This window comes from Gammaproteobacteria bacterium (assembly GCA_009838035.1).
GTDB lineage: Bacteria > Pseudomonadota > Gammaproteobacteria > Steroidobacterales > Foliamicaceae > Foliamicus.
The window spans coordinates 1-20,446 of record VXSK01000013.1 but is presented as its reverse complement, the minus strand read 5'-3'; the positions used below and the strand labels follow the sequence as shown (position 1 = coordinate 20,446).

Genomic DNA, 20,446 nt, shown 5'->3' with positions numbered 1-20,446 from the left:
GGGCCTGAAGCGCCACTGCGGCGTTGCCGTCCTGGGCAATACGGACGTATTCCCTGCGGGCGGCGCCTTGCATTGACGCTTCAGGCCCGCTCTGAAAGGCAAGGAACTCATGAGACAGCACACTACAGGGGCGAAAGCGAAGGCCGCATCGGCACCCTTAAAACGCAGGGTCACCACTCCGCTTCTGCTGCAGATGCACGCAACCGAGTGCGGCGCTGCCTGTCTTGGCAGCATCCTGGCCTATTTCGGGCGCTGGGCCCCGCTTACCGAACTGCGCGAAAAATGCGAGGTAAGCCGCGACGGCTCCAGCGCCGCAAGCATCCTGCGCGCCGCCCGGCACTATGGTCTCAAGTGCAGCGGACTGAGCCTGACCAGCCAGGCGCTCAAGAAGGTGGAGTTGCCTCTGATCCTGTTCTGGCAATTTCACCATTTCCTCATCCTTGAAGGGTTCGACAGAGACAATTTCTACCTCAACGACCCCTCTACCGGGCGCCGCACGGTTTCCGCCGAAGAATTCGACAAGGGCTACAGCAACGTTGCGCTGAGATTCGAGCGTACGGCGGATTTCCGGTCCGGCGGCGAAAGACCGGGCCTGCTGAGGCAAATGGCTGCCTGGCGCTCGGGCTCATGGGGCGTGGTGGCCGGGACGGTTGCCTGCGGACTGATGCTGGCGCTGCTGGCCCTCGTTATTCCCGGAAGCCTCAGTGTTTTCGTGGACCACGTTCTTGCAAACAACCGGCCCTGGGGCGGATTGGTGTCGGCCTTTCTTGGCGCCGGCATCCTGGTTTACGTCCTGTCCCTGCTCAAGCACCGTTTCCTGAACCGTCTGGCGATCCGCATCTCGGTGGTCGGCTTCAACAGCGGCCTGTCGCGGCTGCTGCGCCTGCCGGTGGAGTTCTTCCAGCACAGGCTGGTCGGCGACCTGACCGACCGGGTCACCTCCATCGACCGGATCGCCAAGAACCTGACCGGCCAGCTCCTGGTGCTGATTATCGACATGGCGATGAGCGCGGTGTTTCTGGCGGCGATGCTGGCCTACGATGTCTGGCTTGCGCTGACCGTGCTGGCGCTGGCCATCGTGAACGGAGTGCTGGCGTATTTCGTCAAGTCGCTGCGGGCCGATCGAAGCCATGCCATGAGGCGTGAGCAGGGAATGCTGATCGGCGTCGGCATGCAGATGTTGAGTCACGTGGACAACCTGCGCATGACGGCCACGGACGATCGTTTCTTTTCCCGCTGGAGCGGCCAGCAGGCGCGCGAACTGGGAGCGCGCCGGCGCTATTCCGAACTGGGCTATCTCGACGCCGCGCTTCCCGGCCTCATCGCCGCACTGCGCGCCGCGGCGATCCTGGGCATCGGAGCCACCCGGGTGATGGCGGGAGACATCACGCTGGGGACGCTCGTGGGACTCTACATTCTGGCGGAGATGTTTCTGGCGCCTATCGGGCGTTTTCTGGAACTCGCGGACCGGCGTCAGGCGCTCGAGACAGACATGCAACGTCTGGAAGACATCTCCAGGGCGGAGGAAGACCCCGTTTTCGCCCGCCGAAGTCCCGAGTCCGAGTCGATCCCCACGTTCAATGGCCGGCTGCAGCTGGCCGGCCGCGTCGAATTGCGGGAGGTCACCTTCGGCTACAACAAGGCCAGGCCGCCACTGATCAAGGACTTCAACCTGGTGATCAGGCCCGGGCGCCGGGTTGCCGTGGTCGGCCCCAGCGGTTCCGGCAAATCCACCCTCTCGCGCCTGGTTGCGGGTATCTATCAGCCCTGGTCCGGCGAAATCCTGTTCGATGGCCACCCGCGGCATGAGATTCCCGAGGAAGTACTGCGGCGGTCCGTTTCCATGGTGGATCAGGACGTGGTTCTTTTTTCCGCTTCGTTGCGCGACAACATCACCTTGTGGAACCCGGCCGTACCGGACGAAGCTGTGATCGCCGCCGCGCGGGACGCCTGCATCCACGACGAAATCCTGCGCCGGCCGAACGGATATTCGACTCGGGTCGAGGAAGCCGGCGTGAATTTCAGCGGCGGCCAGCGGCAGCGGCTGGAAATCGCCCGGGCGCTGGTGGGCAATCCGACCGTGCTCATTCTGGACGAGGCGACCAGCGCGCTGGATGCGGCCACGGAAGAATACGTCGATGACGCCTTGCGGCGCAGGGGCGTGAGCTGCCTGATTGTGGCGCACCGGCTGAGCACCGTGAGGGACTGCGACGAAATCATCGTGCTCGACAAGGGCGTCGAAGTGCAGCGCGGCAACCACGACGAGCTGATCGCGGATCGGGAAGGCACCTACTACAAGCTCGTCAAGGCCGGTTGAAGGGATGAGCGGGCCGGAATTCACATCGATCGCGGAACTCGCCGGCCGCTCCGGCGAATCCGTGGCCTGCGCCGGCAACCTGCCGGTAGAGCTCGACGACGCCGACAGCGTTTGGTTCATCGATCGGGGCGCGGTCGATCTGTTCCTGGTCGAATTTAGGGACGGTGTGGAGCAGACGGCGCCGCAGCATCTCCTGCGCGCCGAGGCCGGCGGCATTCTGCCGGGCGTCGCGCCCGACGAGGACGACACGACGTTCAGCCTGATCGCGAAGGGATTGCCCGGCACGCTTTTGAAACGCCTGCCGACAAGCATGCTCTCCGGGGTGGACCCGGCCGAACTGGCCGAGCAGGCCGATGCCTGGCTGAGCGGCGTTACCGACACACTTTTCCGTTACGCAACGCACAGTCCGCGACCAGATGCGCTGGTCGAACCGGATCAGACGCGAACCCTGGGCCCGGGGACCCTGTCCGTTCGGCGCGGAGTGGTGTGGGTATCCCGGCCGCCCGCAGGCGCCAGCCTGTATATGGACCTGATCGACTGTGCCGAACTCAGCGGCGCAGACAGTCCGCAAGAAGCCGTGATTCCACTGACTCAAACCGGCTGGCTCACGCTGTCCGACGCCGCGGCGCTTTCCGCCCGATCATCCGAGACGCTGGCGGCCGAAGGCGCGCTGCTTTCGGCGCTGGCTTCCTTTCACGTCGTTGCCTTTGCCCTTGAGCGGCTCAACCGCCGGCTCGCGGTTGTCGATAGCGCGAATCTGGAACGCGCGCGGACAAGCAGCCGCCGCGTGGCCGAGGAAGTCGCCCGGCGCCGGCTGTTCAATATCTATGACCTGCCGGACGATCGGGGCGCGGTCGCGGACGACACGGCGCTTGCGGATGCCGTGAAGACCGTCGGCCGCCGCGAGGGCATCGAATTCAGGATTCCGGCGCGCTCCGGGCCTTTCGATTCACCGGTCAGCCTGGCCGAAATCCTTGATGCCTCCGGCGTACGTGCCCGGCGGGTGCGATTGAGCGCCGAAGACAAGTGGTGGCGGGGCGACAGCAATGCGATGCTGGCCTTCCGGGCCGAGGACGGCCGCCCCGTAGCGCTGCTCCCGGGAATGTTCGGCCGCTATCGCGAATTCGACCCGGTCAGCAAGCGCAGCATCAGGATGACGGCGGAGCGCGCCGGCGCGCTGCAGGACGATGCATGGATGTTCTATCCGCCATTGCCGCAGGGCAGCGCGGAACCGGCCGATCTTCTCCGGATCGGCCTGCGGGGATCGGGCGCGGATCTGGTGCGGCTGGTTGTGGCGGGACTGCCGGGCGGTCTGATCAAGCTGGCGCCGGCGTTTGCTCTCGGATTCGTCGCGAACCATATCGTCCAGGGCGGAAGTCCCGGCGCGCTCTATGCGGTGGCGCTGGCGCTGGCGGGCCTGGGCCTGCTCGGCGCACTTCTGCACCTGCTTCAGGGCACGGCGATGATGCGGCTGGAGAGCCGCTCGTCGTCGCGGATCGAGGCCGCCTTCTGGGACCGCCTCCTGCGGCTGCCGCGAAGCGTTCTGCGCCGCTACCCGGCCGGCGATCTGGCCATGTCGGGGATGACGTTCCAGAACCTGCGAGACGGACTGCAGGGAGCGCTTGCGGACAGTGTGTTGTCGCTCATTTTCCTGCTCCCGGTTTTCGGCGTCATTTTCTTTTATGACGCCACGCTCGGGATCATCGCCCTGGTATTCAGCCTGACGTCGCTGCTGGTGACGGTAGCGCTCGGATCAGGCCAGGTTGCATCCCATGGCCGCATGGCCGGAGCCGTACGCCGCGCAACCGGGAACCTGTTCCAGATCATCAAGGGGATCGCCAAGCTGCGTGTCGAGAACGCGGAAGGGTCGGCTTTCGCCATGTCCGCGAAGGATTATCGCGAGCAGAAACGGGCCGAGTACGAATTGGGCACGATGCAGGGGCACATGCAGGCCTTCGGCGTCGCGCTCCCCTTCCTCGCGGGCGCGGTACTGCTATTTGCGGTCGCGACGACTGGCGACCGGACGGTCCCGGTCAGCGATTTTCTCGTCGTCTACACGGTGTTCATTGCCTATCAGGCTGCCGTTGCCCGGCTCGGCGAGTCCTTCGGTGTAATTGCCGGCATGCGGCCGGCGTTCGACCACATGCGCCCGCTGCTCGCAGCGGCTCCCGAGACCGCGGTCGAAGGCGAGCCGGTCGAATATCTGGCCGGGGAGGTTCTGTTCGACCACATCTCCTTCCGTTACGATCCCGACGGCCCGCTGATTCTCGACGACGTCACGATACGCGCCCGTCCCGGAGAGTTCGTCGCCATTGCCGGTGAATCCGGGGCCGGCAAGAGCACGCTGTTCCGGCTCGCGCTGGGCGTGGACCATCCGGCCTCCGGATCGGTCTATTACGACGGACGCGACCTGCGGCGCCTGAACCTGAAACAGCTGCGCCGGAAGATCGGCGTGGTCCCCCAGTCGGTGCAACTTCATCCCCAGGACCTCTGGGACAATATCGTCGCGCACCACGACGAAGCTTCCACCGAGGAAGCATGGCAGGCGGCGCAGACCGCCGAAATCGAACGCGAGATCAAGTCCATGCCCATGGGCATGATGACGCTGGTCGGCACCAGCGGCGCGGTCCTGTCAGGCGGGGAGAGTCAGCGCATCACGATCGCGCGCGCGCTGATGCGCGGTCCCAGGATTCTGCTGCTGGACGAAGCGACCAACTGGCTCGACAACCAGAGCCAGGCCCAGGTCATGCAGAACCTGGCCGTGTTGACTTCGACCCGAATCGTCATCGCCCACCGCCTGTCGACGCTGGAACACGCCGACCGCATCTACGTTCTGCAAGCCGGAAGGGTTGTGCAAAGCGGCGCCTTCGGGGAACTCATGGAGGTGGACGGGGTTTTCCGGGACCTGGTCAAGAGGCAGATCGCTTAAGCGGAATCCGTTGAAGAAACCACTTAACGCTGCGAAATTCCTCGTCGCAAAGGCCGCATCCGACGGCCCGTTTCGCCAACGTCTGCTGGCGAAGCCGAAAGAAACGATCGAAACGGAACTGGGCGTGACGATGGCCGACGGCCATGAGATACGCGTTCATGAAAACACGGACACCGTGACGCATCTCGTGCTTCCGCCGCAAAGCAGACGTAGCGAGGAAGAGCGCGAAGCGGCCAGGACCGGCGTGGCCTCGCTTGAGTATCTCAGGAAGACCATGCACGATCCCGCGCCAGACATTCGACCGCCGGCCGAACAGCCGGCCACAGCCCAGGCCGGGTCCCCTGCGCCCGCGGCGCTTGCGGCAGCGGGCAGGGAGAGCATACGCCGCGGCCTCGCATTCCTGGAATCCGTCGTGGACGAAAACGGGGCCTGGCACTGCATCCGGTTCAGCACGGCCGACCCGGACATCCCGCGGCATTTCGAAAGGCCCGCTTTCGTTTCCGCTTTCTGCGCACTGGCCCTGGAAAGTTGCGGGGAGGCGCGGGCCAGGGCCATCTGCAGCCGCACCAGGCAGTATCTGGTCGATACCATCGAATACCCGGGGTTGTGGCGCTACTATCGTCATCTGCCCCGGGACCTTGACAGCTCCAGTCTCTGTTCGCTCGTTATAGCCAACCACCCCTGGATTGTTCTGGGAAGAAACGTTCCCCGAATGCTGGCCAACCGCGACGAGCAGGGACGTTTCCTGACCTGGTTGCTGGACGAAGGCGAGCCTGACGTCGTGTCACGCTTTCGCATCGAAGCCGACCCCGTGGTCAATGCGAACGTCATCGCCTGCCTGGGCGACCATCCCGAAACCAGGGAAGCCCAGGCCTGGCTGACAGACCTGATCGCCGAGGGCCGTGTCGAGGGCTCGTCCAAGTGGTATCCCGACGCGGTCGCTACCTACTATGCAACCGCCCGGGCCATGGTTCGCGCTCGGCCGGCTTTAGAGGGTCTGCGCCCGGTACTTGCCGACGCCATCCTGGGCCTGCGCGACGGTGAGGAAGGCTTCGGCAACATACTTTCGACGGCTCAGGCGGTGTCGGCGCTCGACGATATCGGATGCCTGGAAAAAGCGAACGTGAAACGCCTGGCGGAAAGGTTGATCGGATCACAGCACGAGGACGGCAGTTGGCCGGAACTGCTGGCGTTTGGCGACCAGACGTTGAGGTGGGGCACGGTAGGGCAGATAGGACACGGCTCCGAATGCATGACCACCGCGTTTTGCATCGAAGCATTGGAGCGCCTCATCGAAATCCTGGCCGCCTGAACGATTTGCGCCGATGTCATGCGGTGCTAACATGAACCGCGATGTAAGCGGGGGTGAACATCCCGTAGAGCGCTGCCATGCCGCAGGAAACAGCCGCAAGTAGTGGCTTTGGGCCACACAACGCCGATGTCTCAAAACTGATCGAGCCTTCGATCCGAACGGCCCTGCCGCACTTTCTGCCGCTGGGAGTATTTCCCCTGATTCTTGCCGCCGCGGCCTTTGGAGGCTGGTGGTTGCTGCCGCCGTTTCTGTTCTTTGCCGCCGCCACGCCGCTCGATCGGGCGTTCGGTCTCGACGGCCGCAACATGGATCCGGCCAAGGCTCCGGGTCGCCGCCTGATCTGGCACAACCTGCCGGTCTGGTGCTGGGCGTTTCTGTGGCCTGTCACGCTGGTTTTCGGCCTGTGGCAGATTCTGGTTGCGAATCCATTTGCAATCTGGGAGGAAGTAATACTGGCGATCATCTTGACGATGGAGGCGCAGGCGGTCTTTATCGTCGGTCATGAACTGGTTCACCGGCGCACTCCCTGGGAAAGGCGGTGGGGCGAGTTCCTGCTTGCCTCGGCCTCCTATCCGCAATACTCCACGGAGCACGTCTATATCCACCATGCGCAGGTGGGCACGCCGCACGACGTGGGGTCCGCCCCCAAGGGCGAGAGTTTCTGGAGTTATTTTCCCAAGGAAATCGTAAGCAACCTCACCAATTCGTGGAAGATGGCAGCCCAGTTGCTGGCGCGCCGCCGCCTGCCCGTCTGGCATTACAGCAATCCGTTTTGGCGCTACGGCATCGCGATGGCGTTCTGGTACGGACTGGTTTTCTGGATGGGCGGCATCTGGGCGGTCCTGGTCTTTGCCTTCCTCGGCTTCTGCTGCGTGTTCTCGATGAAGATCAGCAATTACCTGCAGCACTATGGTCTTCGCCGGGTGCTTCTTCCGAACGGCCGCTGGGAAAAGGTGGCGCCGCGCCATTCCTGGAGCGCCGACTGGAAGTTCAGCAACTGGATGTTCTTCAACATGCAGCGACATGCGGACCATCATGCGCTGGCCAGCCGCCCCTATCCGCTGCTGCAGATCACCGGCGCGGACGAGTCGCCGTTCCTGCCGGGCACCTACAGCGACCTGATGAATATCGTGCTGCGGCCGAAGCGTTGGTTCGAGAAGATGGATCCGCTTGTGGATCAGTGGCGCGAGCATTTCTACCCGGAGATAGACGACTGGAGCGCCTACGACAGCCCGGTGTCCGCGGCGCGGCCCGAACACCTGAGCGCGATCATCGAAATCTTCGCATCCGCCCCGAGGCTGGCCGGATGGATTGAACGCAACCCGGAACTGCTGGACAACCTCAAGGATCCGGAATTCACCGATCTCGACCTGCCCAGGGGGTTCATGTCGGACCCGGAAGTCGAAGCGATTGCGCGTCGCGGGCTGGCGCGGGTGTATTGGACGTTCGAGATGAGCGTTGAGGAAATGAAGGGCCTGATGGCCGAGATCCCGGCGACCGATGCGAAAGACACCGCGGAAGTGGTGCGTAACTGGTCGAACGACAAGGCATTTCAGATCGGAATGCACGTGGTGCGCGGAAACCTGTCTCCGGACGAGGCGAGGACCGCCTTGTCCAATCTGGCCGAAGCCTCGATCGCCACCGTGCTGGCCGCCGTGGTCGCGGATTATGTGGACCGGCGCGGGCCCGTGAGCGAGGGCGGGGCGGCCGCGATATTCCTGGGCGATCTCGCCGGCCGGGAGGCTCATCCCGGCGTTGCGGCCGATTTCCTGTTTGTGCATGACGGCCCGGACGACGGCCGGCGGCTATGCGCGCTGTATCTCGACACGCTGACCGGTCTGACGCGGAACAGCCTGCTGTTCGCCCCCGTCCCGCACGGCACGGAGCGCTGTGCCGTGCTGCCGTTGAGCGATCTGGCCGATCATTGCAGGAACGCCGGCGCGGCAAAGAGTCCCGACCTCACCAGGGCGCGCTGCGCATTCGAGACCGGCGATTCCCGGATAGGGGCTCGCTTCGACGAAGTGCGGCGCGACGTCCTGTCCGAATGGGGCGCGCCGGCGGCAGCGGAGACCGCGCCCGACGCCGAAGCGGAACTCGATGCCTTTCTCACGCGCGCCTGACGGCATCCGTGAGACACGACACTAGGCCCGGACGGAAAAGAATCCTCAGCGCGGAATACTGATGAAGACGACGGCTGCCGACCGGGGCATCGTCAAGCTGCCCGCGCTTGCGCCCCACCTGGAATTCCACGTCATCGGCGAGCGGCAGACTCTGCTGGTTTCCGAGTCGTTCAATACGCTGCTGCACGGCGAAGTCTATTGCAAGCTCCTGCCTGTGCTCGACGGCCGGCGCGAGCAGGAAGAGATTGCCGCCGCCCTCGAGGCCGAACACACCGCCTCCGAAGTTCGTTCGGCCATCGCTTCACTGGCCTCCAGGGACTACGTAGTCTCGGGCGGGCATGGGATGGACAGGAACCGGGCGGCCTACTGGTCGTCCCTCGGCGCGTCGCCATGCCTGGCGGAGCAACGTCTGGCGGAATCGCGCGTCGAAGTAGAGGGCGACGAGGGCCGCCTGGCACGGCATCTGGAAGAACTCGGCGCCGCCGCAGGGAGCGACGGGCCGAAGCTCAGCGTGATCGTATGCGACGACTATCTGCAGGAACGCCTTGCGGAGGAGAATCGGCGCCGGCATGAAGCAGCTGCGCCGTGGATGCTGGTGCGCCCTCGCGGTATCCAGCCGCTGTTCGGGCCCGTATTTCGGGCGGATGGAGAAGGGCCGTGCTGGGCATGCCTGGCTTACCGGCTGGGCGGTCACCAGGAAGTGCATCAGTTTCTCAGGAATGTCGCGGGCGAGAAGGCCGCGTTCAAACCGTTTGCCGCCGACCCCGCGCTGCTCGATGCCCTGTACGGGCTGATCGCGGCGGAGATCGCCAAATGGCTGGTGCTCGGCGAGGCGGCGCCGATTCACGACCAGGCCATGACGATGGATATCGCAACATTCACGAGCTCGCGGCACCGCGTCATGCGGCGGCCGCAGTGCCTGGCCTGCGGCGACGAAGCCCTTTTCCGTGCGGACCGGGCGCCCGTGGCCTTGCGGCTGAAGTCCAGTCCCAGGGCCGTCAGCAACAGCGGTGGCGCGCGCACCGTGGCCCCCGAGGTCACGCTGGCGCAATACCGCCACCTGGTAAGCCCGATCAGTGGCGTCGTGACCTGGCTGAAGCGCACTACCGACGAGGCCGATTCCTGGCTGCATGTCTATTGGGCGGGCAGCAATCTAGGCATGAGAAGCCGGACCTTGAGTTCGCTGCGGCGCAGCTTGCGCAGCAAGAGCGCCGGCAAGGGCAGCACGCGCGAGCAGTCGGAGGTCAGCGCGCTGTGCGAGGCCCTCGAGCGGTATTCGGGCTGCTTTCATGAAGACGAGATCCGCGTCCGCCGACGTTTCGCCGATTTCGCCGCCGATGGAGAGGCAATCCACCCCAACGACGCGCAGCTCTTCAGCGACACTCAGCTTGACAACGCCGAGAACATCAACGCGAAGGGGCACCCGTACAACATCGTGCCTGCGCGCATGGATCCCGACGCCGAACTGGACTGGACGCCCGTTTGGTCGTTCACGCAGCAGCGCCATCGCTATCTGCCGACCTCGATGCTCTACAGCATGGCGCCCGAGCAGCGCGCTGCCGGCGACCTGATTGCCGATTCCAACGGCTGCGCCGCAGGCAATACGCTGGAGGAGGCCATACTGCAGGGCTTCTACGAACTGGCCGAGCGCGACGCTTTCGCCATCTGGTGGTACAACAGACTCGAAGTGCCTGCGGTGGATCTCGCCAGCTTCGACGACGAATACCTCGCAACGGCTGCGGGCTACTACGCTCGGTTTGAGCGGGACCTGTGGATGCTCGACGTGACCTCCGATGTCGGAATTCCCGCATTCGTTGCGCTATCGCGACGGCCGGATGCGGAAACGGAGGACATCATCTACGGCGCCGGCGCCCATGCCGACGCGCGTATTGCGGCTCTGCGCGCGGTTTGCGAATTGAACCAGTGCCTGACCTGGCTGCCGCGCCCGGGAAGCCGCGACGGCCGGCCCATGATCGACGATCCGCTGGCGCTCTGGTGGTGGAAGACCGCCCGGCTGGCGGATTGTTCCTGGCTGGCGCCGGCGCAAGACGCGCCGCTGCGCAATGCTTCGCATTACACGGTGATCGAGACGGCCGACATGCGCGAGGATGTGGAACATTGCCGGGCGCTGGTCGAAGCCGCGGGCATGGAGTTTTTGGTCCTGGACCAGACGCGTCCCGACATCGGCATGCCCGTGGTGCGGGTCATCGTGCCGGGCCTGCGCCATTTCTGGGAACGACTCGCTCCGGGGCGCCTGTATGACGTGCCGGTCAGCATGGGCCGCCGCCACAGCCCCATGGCCGAAGCCGACATCAATCCCGCACCGGTCATCGCCTGAGGAGACAGCGTGGACATTGACGAAGCAATAACGCGGACCCAGGACCGACTTGCGGAAGAGGGCGGCACCATGGCCGACTTGCTCGGGCACCTGAGAAACAGGATTTCGGGCGTACTTATCGGGGACCGGGAATGGGAGCGGGTGCTGGAATGCGCAGGGAGACTTCCGATAACGATGGCCGCCCTGCCATTCGGCTTCGAACTTCCGCTGCACGAGCGCAGGCCGGAAGCGGATTTCGGGGCATCGCTGGCAAGCGGAACTCGCGCGGGCGACTGGTTCGAGGAACTCGCGCGGGGCGACGAAAGCGATGAAACGGCGAGGACCGTCGTGCGCCTGTTCAGGGAAATGGAATCCGAAGGCTCGCCGCTGCGCGAAATCGTCGGGCGCAAACTGATGCTGGAATACGACATAGGCTCGGCGCGCGGCAACGGGCATGCGCAGCCCGGAATCTTCCTGCGGCCCGGCGAACGTCCGATCGTGGGCGGGGACCAGCTGCACGATGTGGGCACGGTGGTTGAGGCGCTCGTTTCCAGCGTCGGCTGGGAGATGAACGATGCTCAGCGCAGCAGCCTCGAAATGGTTTACCGGGCGCAGCCCGAAGACACGCGAATGGATTCCCTCGGGGTATTTCCGTCCCGCTCACGCGCGGTACGCCTGGCGATCATGGGCTTCAAATCGCAGCAGGAAATATGTTCTTTTCTTCAGGACACGGGCTGGCCGGGCCGCATCTCAGCCGTGGAGTCCGTTATTTCCCGCTTCAGGGAGCGTGCGAACATCGTCCGGTCTGGCGCCAATATCGACGTTGAGGAAGACGGTGTGGGTTCTGCGCTCGGTCTGACGCTCATCGTCAAGCAGAGATATACGAAAGATGCGCGCTACTGGCTCGATGGCCTTACCGATTGGGACCCGTTTCTGGAAGCCCTCGGCCATGAGGACCTGGTAGTCGCGGAAAAGCTCGGGGCGCTGGCCGGCTGGGTGTCCAAACCCTCCATGCTGTTCGGAAAGACTGGGCGCTACGTGCTCTTAAGAGGCATTCACCACATCAAGCTGGTCATCTCCGGCAACAGGCTTCGGAAGGCCAAGGCCTACGTGTTCATGGTGTTGTCCGGAGAGGTATCGAACTAAGTTCCCGTCAACCCGATGCGCAGGAAATACGCGCGCGAACCATCCCCCGCTCGGGTTGAGCGGGGGACAGATTCAAGTATTGAACCGGCGCGAAACCGTAGTTCCGCGCTCTAGCCGGCGCCTGGCCGGCCGGTTCGGTTTACCAGCAGCAGCAGAGGCCGGCTGAAATGGCTTCGAGTTGCTCTTCGGTGATGTTCGGATCAGGAGGCAATGCGAGATGCACGGTCTGCATGTCGCTCTCATGAACCTGGATTGTCATCGAATCAGGAATCGTAATATCCAATTCCTGGCTGATGGTGCTTTTGGGATCTGCCAACAACTGTTGCCGGAATTCCGCGTCCAGGGCGGATTTCTCGACGATCTGCTGCAGCATCTGTTCTCCACTTCTCATACTAAACCCCCGTCTTATTGAGTTGCTTCAGAGGCCCGCGCCGCTTTCCCGCAAAGAATCGCAACGCTGGGGGAAGTCATTGTAACAGACCATGTCATACAATATTCGCTGCGCATTCTGCAGTCGGGGCGATGCCTTGGATCACAGCAAATTCAGCCAGACCGCACTTCGACGCGTGCGCTGATGCGATTCCGCGACGTCTGTGCGGCTCTCGCGCTCATGGTTCCATGGGGCGCCGCTGCGCAGACTCTTGATTTTTCCGGCGACCTGAGCCTGCAGACCCGCTGGTTTCCGGAAACGCCGGCCTTCGCGGGCCAGCGTGCGGGAAGCGGAGGCGTGGTTGTCGAGCCCACGCTTTACTGGGACATCACGGAAACGGCCAGCTTTACGTTTACCCCGCTTTATCGCTACGACAGCGCCGATTCGCGACGCACCCATGCGGACCTGCGCGAGGCCTACCTGCTGATGTACGGAGACTGGGGCGACACCGCCTGGGAGCTTCGCCTGGGAGTTGACCGCGTGTTCTGGGGTGTCGTCGAGCTGCACAACCTCGTGGACGTCGTTAATCAGTTCGACCTGATCGAGCACCCGCGCGAAGAAGCCAAGCTGGGTCAGCCCATGGCCTACCTGACCCTCTCCGGCGGCTGGGGCATGGCGGAGTGGCTGGTCCTGCCCTACCACCGCAAGCGCACGTTTCCGGGGTCTCACGGACGCTTCCGGGGGCCTGTGCCGCTTGTTGACGATGCCTTGTACGAAAATGGCGACGAGGAGCGCCATATCGATCTGGCAGCCCGCTACAGCAACACCGTAGGGCGGGTGGACTTTGGCCTGAGCGCGTTCACGGGAACCAATCGCGAGCCCTTTTTCGTTCCGGCCCTACCGCCCGGTCTGATTCCCGGCCCGGACACGCCGTTCATTCCCTACTACGAACAGATCCGGCAACTCGGCCTGGACGCGCAGTTCACGACCGGGGACTGGATCTACAAGCTGGAAGCGATTCGCCGCAGCGGAGCCCGCAACCTCGCAGGCCTGGAGGAGGACTACCGCGCCTTCATTCTCGGCCTGGAGCGCAATTTCTACGGAATCTTCGGCTCGGCGGCGGACATGATCGTGTTCGCCGAATGGCACGATGACAGTCGCGGGTCGCTGGCGACGACCGCGTGGGCTAATGACCTGTTCGTCGGGGCCTCGGTCGCCTTGAACGACGTGCAGAGCACGGAGTTCATCGTCGGCGTCCTGGGTGACTTGAGCCGCAGTTACCGCGCTTTGAACGTGGGAATGAATCGCCGCCTGTCGGACAACTGGTCGATGCGCCTGGAAGCGATCGCGCAGTTGCGGGTGGATCCGCTGGACATGACTTACGCGGGGCGGCGGGACAGTTTCGTGGGGCTGGATATCACATACAGCTACTGATGGTTTCGGGGGTGCTGATCGAGCGCCTGAAGGCGTACGGCGAGCTGATCCGCCTGGATCGTCCGACCGGCACCCTGTTGTTGCTTTGGCCCACGCTGTTCGCGCTGTGGCTGGCTTCCGGCGGCGATCCGCCGGGCCGCATCCTGCTTGTTTTTATTGCCGGCACCTTCCTTATGCGCTCGGCCGGTTGCGCGGTGAACGACTACGCCGACCGACGGGTGGACCGACTGGTAAAGCGCACCCGCTCGCGACCTCTGGCGACCGGCGCGATCAGGCCTGCGGAGGCCTTGGCCGTGGCCGGCCTGCTGACTGCCTGCGCCGCCTGGCTGGTCTTCAGCCTGCCGCCGCCGGTAATCGGACTGGCGGTGATCGGAGCGGCCATCGCCGGCTTTTATCCTTTCGCGAAACGGATCATGCCGGCTCCGCAACTCGTGCTCGGGGTGGCGTTTTCGTGGGGCGTTCCGATGGCGTACGCCGCCGTTTCGGATCTCGGCAATCCCTCCTTGTGGTTGCTGTGGCCGCTGACTTTCCTGTGGGTGGTGATTTACGACACCGTTTACGCCATGGTGGATCGGGACGACGATGAGCGGATCGGCGTTCCGTCCACGGCGATCGTCCTGGGCCGGCACGACGTGCTGTTCATCGTCGTGGCGCATACTGCGTACCTGGCGGGCATGATCGGGCTGGGAACGGCGGCCGGCCTTGGGCCGGTTTACTTCGCGGGTGTCGCCGGCGCGCTGCTTTGCGCGGGCCGGCAGGTCGCGCTGATACGAGGCAGGGACCGCAAGCGGTGCTTTCAGGCCTTCAACAACAATTCGCTGCTCGGCTTCCTTCTCTTCGCCGGACTGGCGCTGGACATGCTCTTCGCCGCAGATTGACGAGGCGCTCCCCGGGATGCGATACCGGGCGGTCTTTGTGATACGATCAGGAAGTCTGGTTGGACTTGCGGTAAACATAAGCGGGGCGCAGAGCCGTGATCACTAAGGCAGACAGACATGTTGTCCGCTGAGGACATGCAGCGCCATCTCATTCAGAGGGCGGCTGACGATAGCGATTTCCGCAGGGGGCTCCTAGCGGATCCCAAGGGCACCCTGTACCAGGAATTCGGCATTGAGATTCCCGACCATATTGAGTTTCACGTGCATCAAAGCGACATGCGCACCGTGCATGTCGTTCTGCCGCCCGACCCGGTGCTGGACGAGGAGCAACTCGAAGCGATTTCGGCCGGCATGTGCTGCTGCGGAATCTGACCGGGTTCCGTACTGCCGGGTGGCTGGCCTGCGTGCCGGTTGGTATCAGCCTGTTCTCCGCAGGGGCCGCGAGCGGCCAGTCGATCGAAGCGGCGCGCACCGCGCTGAGCGAGGGCCGGTTCGTTAAGGCCGCGGAAGTCGCCGAAGCCCTGGACACTTCCGACGGGTATGCGCTGGCGGCCGAAGCGCTGGCGATTCACGGGCATTACCTGGCGGCGGAAGAAACGAAGGCCGATTTGCTCGGCCGCGCCATGCAATTGGGACAGGAAGCGATTCGCAAGGATCCGGAAAATCCGGCGGCGCACCTTCAGCACGCCCACGCGATGGGGCGCTACACGCAGGCGGTGGGCACGCTGAGGGTCAAGCGCGATTACGCCGGACGGGTGCGGGCGGCGCTGGAGCGCGCGCTGCTTCTGAAACCCGGACTGGCCGAGGCGCATCTGAGCCTGGGAGCCTGGCACGCGGAGGCCATCCGGGGCGGGGGATTCATGGCCAGGGTGCTGTTCGGGGCCAGCGGCAATGAGGCTCGCGCGCACTACGACGCCGCGCTTGAGCTTGCGCCGGATGCGAAGATCGTTCACGCGGAATATGCCCTGGGCCTTTTGCTTCTCGACAGGCGCAAACACCGTGATGAAGCCCGCAGCCTGCTGGAGCGCGCCAGGGACTTGCCCGCCCGGAACGCCCACGATCGCATCGTTCATGATCGGGTGATTGCGAATCTGGCGGAGCTGGACATTCGAACAAGACGGTAGAATCCATCGACCGGACACTTGCAGGGCGGCGCCAGGGTTTTGACGACGAAGCCGATACTTGAGATTCCATCCGCCTACAGGGCCGGATACGAAAAAGCCCGTCTCGAGGATCAGGCAGCGGCCGACAACTACGTCCGGCACACAATCATTGGCGATCCACAGTTGGATCCGGTCATGGAGGAAATTGCCGACCTGTCGCCACCCGCCCTGCACCGGTTCATTCACGCCGGGATAGAACAGCAGCAGGACCAGCTCAAGCGGGCGCCGAAGGTCATGCGCGATTTCTTCGAGGAAATCGAGCAACCTCCGGTTTGGTTCGACTACAAGGCCTGTGACGCGGGGATCCGCGCCTTTTACGCAAACGCGAATTTCGTTCTGGTCGCATTCGTCGCGGGTGTCCTGATCGAAGGCTTTTCCTCGCTGATCGCCACGTCCTTCAATATCACCTCGCGCACCGTGACGGGCCCCGGAGACCGGCGGCTGAGACAGAACAACCGGCAACTGATGGAGATCTTCGTGCCGGGCGGATTGCACCGCTATGGTGACGGCTGGAAGCTCTCGGTGCGGGTGAGATTGGTTCACGCCCGCATCCGCAGCCTTCTGGCGAAAGCGGAGCCCTGGGATGCCCAGGCCTGGGGCACTCCGCTGAGTGCGGCCCATCTCGGTTATGCGATCTGCGTTTTCTCGATTCGCCTGGTGGAACAGGCAATATCAGTGGGCGCGAAGTTTGCCAAGGACGAGGTCGCCAGCTTTCTGGCCCTGTGGCGCTATGTCGGACATCTCATGGGCATACCGGATTCCATTCTGTACGCCGATGAAGCCCAGGCGCGGCACCTCATCAGGATCACCCTGATGTGCGAGCCCCCGCCCGGACGTCATTCCGTCGAAATGGCCCAGGCGTTTGTGCACAACGTGCCCACGGTCGCGGGAATCGAAGATCCCAGGGAGGCCGATTCCGTGCGTGGACTGGTCTTTCGGCTCTCCCGCGCGCTGATCGGCAACGAACTGGCCGACGCTCTGCAGTTTCCGAGGAGCAACCGGCTGGGAACACTCTATTTCTTCCGCATGAAGCAGATCATTACGCGCATGCTCAAGGGCACCCGGTCGGCCCACCTGGCGGATTTCCTTCAGCTTCTGGATGTTTCGCAATATGATGACGAAGGAATGAGCTACGTGATGCCGGACCATTGGCACACCTCGAAGCAAAATCCCTGGTAAGGCGTGACCGTGATTCCCGTTGAAGAGCGCGGACCGGCCTGTACCCGGCGCACCTTCGGGCCCGCGCGATGAATCCGGCGCTTCTCGACCGGTACATCGCCGCGCTCCTGCGCTACCGCTGGCTGGTTATTGCCGGCGCCACGCTGGTCATGCTGGCGATGGCGGCCGGCGGGCGGTTCATTACGGTTTCCAACGACCATCGGATTCTGTTCGGCGAGGACAACCCGCAACTCGTCGCCTACGACGCCCTTGAGGACACCTACACGTCGTCGAATACGGCGCTCATCGCCGTGACGCCCAGGCAGGGCACCGTATTTACCCGCGAGACGCTCGGCGTGATCGAGAGGCTGACCGAAGAGGCCTGGCAGGCGCCCTATTCGAGCCGCGTTGACTCGCTGACCAACTACAGCCACAGCGAGGCCCTGGGCGATGATCTGATCGTCGGCCCGTTGGTGGAGGACGCCGCGTCCCTGAGCGACGCCGACCTGGACCGGATCGAGGAAATCGCGAACGATTCCATTGAGCTCGTCGGCCGCATGCTGGCCGAAGACGGCAGGGTGGCCGGCCTGGCCATCAATTTCATACCGCCCAGGGAGACCCATGACGCTTCGGTCGTGGAGCTCAACGCTTACCTCGACGGCATGATGGCCCGGGCGCGCGCCGAGAGCCCGGAGATTGAATTTCACATCACCGGCGACATCGTGATGCAGCGCGCGTTTGCGCAGGCCACCCAGGACGACCTGGAGAGACTGACTCCGATCGTGTTCTTCCTGATCGTTGCCGTGGCCTACCTGATCCTGCGTTCGATTTCGGGCGCCCTGAGCATGGTCGTGATGATCCTGTTCTCGGTGGGCACGGCGATGGGTCTGGCGGGGTGGAACCAGACGGTCTTCAGTCCCGTGAACGCCGGAGTGCCGATCATCGTCATGGCGATAACAGTCGCGCAGTCGGTGCATATCACCACGATGACCCTGACCGCCATGCGCCGGGGACTGGACAAGATGGAGGCAGTTGCCGAATCGGTGCGCGTGAACGCCTTCCCGGTCTTCCTGGCTTCGCTCACGACCGTGATCGGGTTCCTGAGCCTTAATGCCTCCGATTCCCCGCCGTTCCACACGCTGGGAAACTACGTCGCCTTCGGCGTGGGCTGCACCTTCGTGTATTCCATGTCGCTGCTGCCGGCCCTGCTTTCCATCCTGCCCCTGCGCGTGAAACCGGCGGCCGCCGGAGAAGTGACTCTCTTCGACCGCTTCGGAGAGTTCGTGGTCGCGCGGCGGAAACCGCTGCTGTGGCTGACCACGATTCCGACGCTGTTGCTGCTGGTCGGCATTTTTCGCATCGAGCTCAACGACAGCCTGCCCAACTACTTTGGCGAGCGCTATGAATTCCGTCGGGATTCGGACTACATCATCGAAAACCTGACCGGGCTTGAATCGCAGGAGTATTCGCTGGCCTCCCCGGGCGAGGGCGGCATCACCGACCCCGAATATCTTCGCCAGATCGACGCCTTCGCCGAGTGGTGCCGCAGCCAGCCGGAAGTGACCTATGTGCGCGTTTTTTCGGACACCATGAAGCGTCTGAACAAGAACATGCACGAGGACGATCCAGCCTACTACCGGTTGCCGGAAGACCAGGCGCTGGCCACGCAGTACCTGTTGCTGTACGAGCTTTCGCTGCCGTTCGGGATGGACCTGAACGACCGCATCGACATCAGCAAGTCGTCCACCCGCATGTCGGTGGTCATGCGGAACATAACCAGCAATGAGCAGCAGGTGCTCGCGGAGCGGGCCCGCGGCTGGCTTGAGGAGAATGCTCCCGGGCTTACGACGGAGGCGACCGGCCTCAGCGTCATCGTCTCGCACATCACGGAGCGAAACATCAAGTCCATGCTGCGCGGCACCGTGATCGCGATGGCGCTGATTTCGCTGGTACTGGTCGTGGTTTTCAAGAGCCTGCGGTTCGGCCTGCTGAGCCTGATCCCCAACTTCATCCCCGCAGGCATGAGCTTCGGCCTGTGGGGGTACCTGGTCGGCAGAGTGGGGATCGCGGCCTCGGTGGTGACTGTCGTGGCCTTCGGCATCATCGTGGACGACACGATTCATTTCCTGACGAAGTACCTGAAGATTCGTCGCGAGGGCCGTTCCGCCGCCGACGCGGTCCGTTATGCTTTCAGCACCGTGGGCAAGGCCCTGGGAACGACGACCGCGGTGTTGTCGGCCGGGTTCCTGGTGTTCGCGGCATCCGGATTCGAGGTCAGTTGGGCGCTCGGAATACTGGTGGCCATGACGATCATGTTCGCCTTCCTCGCCGACTTCCTGCTTCTGCCGCCCCTGCTGATGGCATTTGATCGGAGAAAACTATGAATCGTGAGCCAAGCCGGGCACGTTCGTACCATGCTACGTCGTGTATCACTCTCTTGCTGGCGCTGGCGGGACTGGTGTCGTCGCCCGCTCTTGCGCAGGATCCCTCGCCGGAGGAAATCGGCCTTGCGATCGCGTACGAGGCGGCCGCCCGCAACGATGGTTTCGGTAACTTCACGGCCAATCTGACCATGATCCTGCGCAACCGCCAGGGTCAGGAAAGCCGCCGCCAGATCCGCTTCAAGGTCCTGGAAGTCGAGGGCGACGGCGACAAGAGCCTGTTCGTCTTCGACCAGCCGCGCGACGTTCAGGGGACGGCCCTGCTGACCCACGGTCATCTCACGGCTCAGGACGACCAGTGGCTCTATCTGCCGGCGTTGAAGCGGGTCAAGCGCATCAGTTCCTCGACCCGCACCGGGTCCTTCATGGGCAGCGAGTTCTCCTACGAGGACATGAGCAATCCGGAAGTCGAGAAATACACCTACCGTTTCCTGCGCGAGGAACCCTGCGGCGAATTGACCTGCACGGTGAACGAACAGGTGCCGGTGGACACGAAATCGAGCTACAGCCGTCAATTGGTATGGCAGGACAAGGAGCACCTGCGCACCTGGATGGTTCACTATTACGACCGCAAGAACTCACATCTGAAGACATTGGTTTTCGCGGGATACCAGCAGTACCTGGATCGGTACTGGCGGGCCGGGGAAATGACGATGGAGAATCATCTGACGGGCAAGAGCACGGTGCTTAACTGGACGGACCTGGAGTTCGGCACGGACCTCGGCGACGGCGATTTCTCGCAGGCGGCCCTGAGGCGCGTGCGCTGACACGTATCGGCTGTTCGTGCTTCCTCGCCCGTCGTTGGTCCCCCTCCTCGTTGGAGACGCCATCCTGGCTCGATTCTAGCTGTCCCTGCTTGTC

14 protein-coding genes are annotated in these 20,446 nt (G+C 63.7%); 13 read left to right on the top strand and 1 reads right to left on the bottom strand.

Annotation, left to right across the window (positions count from 1 at the left end; translation table 11 throughout):
- The first annotated feature begins 109 nt into the window (after nt 1-109).
- The 6 genes from F4Y72_07385 (at nt 110) to F4Y72_07360 (ending at nt 12,141) form a co-directional block, all read left to right on the top strand.
- Entirely contained in the window at nt 110-2,317 is a 2,208-nt protein-coding gene (locus F4Y72_07385) for an ATP-binding cassette domain-containing protein (protein ID MXZ28116.1), read from the top strand.
- Nucleotides 2,318-2,321: 4 nt separating this feature from the next.
- Nucleotides 2,322-5,246 carry an ATP-binding cassette domain-containing protein gene (locus tag F4Y72_07380; GenBank protein MXZ28115.1) on the top strand — a complete coding sequence of 975 codons (2,925 nt, stop codon included), beginning with the start codon at nt 2,322-2,324 and terminating at the stop codon, nt 5,244-5,246.
- Between the two features lie 10 nt (nt 5,247-5,256).
- Nucleotides 5,257-6,558, top strand: coding sequence for a hypothetical protein (locus tag F4Y72_07375; protein ID MXZ28114.1), 1,302 nt, complete (start codon nt 5,257-5,259; stop codon nt 6,556-6,558).
- 77 nt (nt 6,559-6,635) lie between these two features.
- Complete coding sequence (locus F4Y72_07370) at nt 6,636-8,678, top strand: hypothetical protein (protein ID MXZ28113.1); 2,043 nt, start codon at nt 6,636-6,638, stop codon at nt 8,676-8,678.
- 61 nt (nt 8,679-8,739) lie between these two features.
- Complete coding sequence (locus F4Y72_07365) at nt 8,740-11,016, top strand: TOMM precursor leader peptide-binding protein (protein ID MXZ28112.1); 2,277 nt, start codon at nt 8,740-8,742, stop codon at nt 11,014-11,016.
- Nucleotides 11,017-11,025: 9 nt separating this feature from the next.
- The gene (locus tag F4Y72_07360) at nt 11,026-12,141 is read left to right on the top strand and encodes a hypothetical protein (GenBank protein ID MXZ28111.1); all 1,116 of its coding nucleotides are present in this window, start codon (nt 11,026-11,028) and stop codon (nt 12,139-12,141) included.
- A 139-nt stretch (nt 12,142-12,280) separates the two neighbouring features.
- Here the strand turns inward: F4Y72_07360 and F4Y72_07355 are convergent, their stop codons facing one another.
- Entirely contained in the window at nt 12,281-12,532 is a 252-nt protein-coding gene (locus tag F4Y72_07355) for an NHLP leader peptide family natural product precursor (GenBank protein MXZ28110.1), read from the bottom strand.
- A gap of 183 nt (nt 12,533-12,715) precedes the next feature.
- Between F4Y72_07355 and F4Y72_07350 the strand changes: the two genes are divergently transcribed.
- The 7 genes from F4Y72_07350 (at nt 12,716) to F4Y72_07320 (ending at nt 20,352) form a co-directional block, all read left to right on the top strand.
- Nucleotides 12,716-13,945, top strand: a complete 1,230-nt coding sequence (locus tag F4Y72_07350) for a hypothetical protein (GenBank protein MXZ28109.1) — start codon at nt 12,716-12,718, stop codon at nt 13,943-13,945.
- Nucleotides 13,945-14,823, top strand: coding sequence for a 4-hydroxybenzoate octaprenyltransferase (locus F4Y72_07345; protein MXZ28108.1), 879 nt, complete (start codon nt 13,945-13,947; stop codon nt 14,821-14,823). Before F4Y72_07350 ends, F4Y72_07345 begins: the two co-directional genes overlap by 1 nt.
- A gap of 117 nt (nt 14,824-14,940) precedes the next feature.
- Nucleotides 14,941-15,195, top strand: coding sequence for an NHLP leader peptide family natural product precursor (locus tag F4Y72_07340; protein MXZ28107.1), 255 nt, complete (start codon nt 14,941-14,943; stop codon nt 15,193-15,195).
- Nucleotides 15,177-15,947 carry a hypothetical protein gene (locus tag F4Y72_07335; GenBank protein MXZ28106.1) on the top strand — a complete coding sequence of 257 codons (771 nt, stop codon included), beginning with the start codon at nt 15,177-15,179 and terminating at the stop codon, nt 15,945-15,947. The genes F4Y72_07340 and F4Y72_07335 overlap by 19 nt, the downstream gene beginning before the upstream one ends.
- Before the next feature lie 39 nt (nt 15,948-15,986).
- Nucleotides 15,987-17,165 carry a DUF2236 domain-containing protein gene (locus F4Y72_07330; GenBank protein ID MXZ28105.1) on the top strand — a complete coding sequence of 393 codons (1,179 nt, stop codon included), beginning with the start codon at nt 15,987-15,989 and terminating at the stop codon, nt 17,163-17,165.
- A 68-nt stretch (nt 17,166-17,233) separates the two neighbouring features.
- Nucleotides 17,234-19,528, top strand: coding sequence for an MMPL family transporter (locus F4Y72_07325; GenBank protein ID MXZ28104.1), 2,295 nt, complete (start codon nt 17,234-17,236; stop codon nt 19,526-19,528).
- On the top strand, nt 19,525-20,352 hold the full coding sequence (locus F4Y72_07320) for an outer membrane lipoprotein-sorting protein (protein MXZ28103.1): 828 nt from the start codon (nt 19,525-19,527) through the stop codon (nt 20,350-20,352). Before F4Y72_07325 ends, F4Y72_07320 begins: the two co-directional genes overlap by 4 nt.
- The last annotated feature ends 94 nt before the right edge of the window (nt 20,353-20,446 follow it).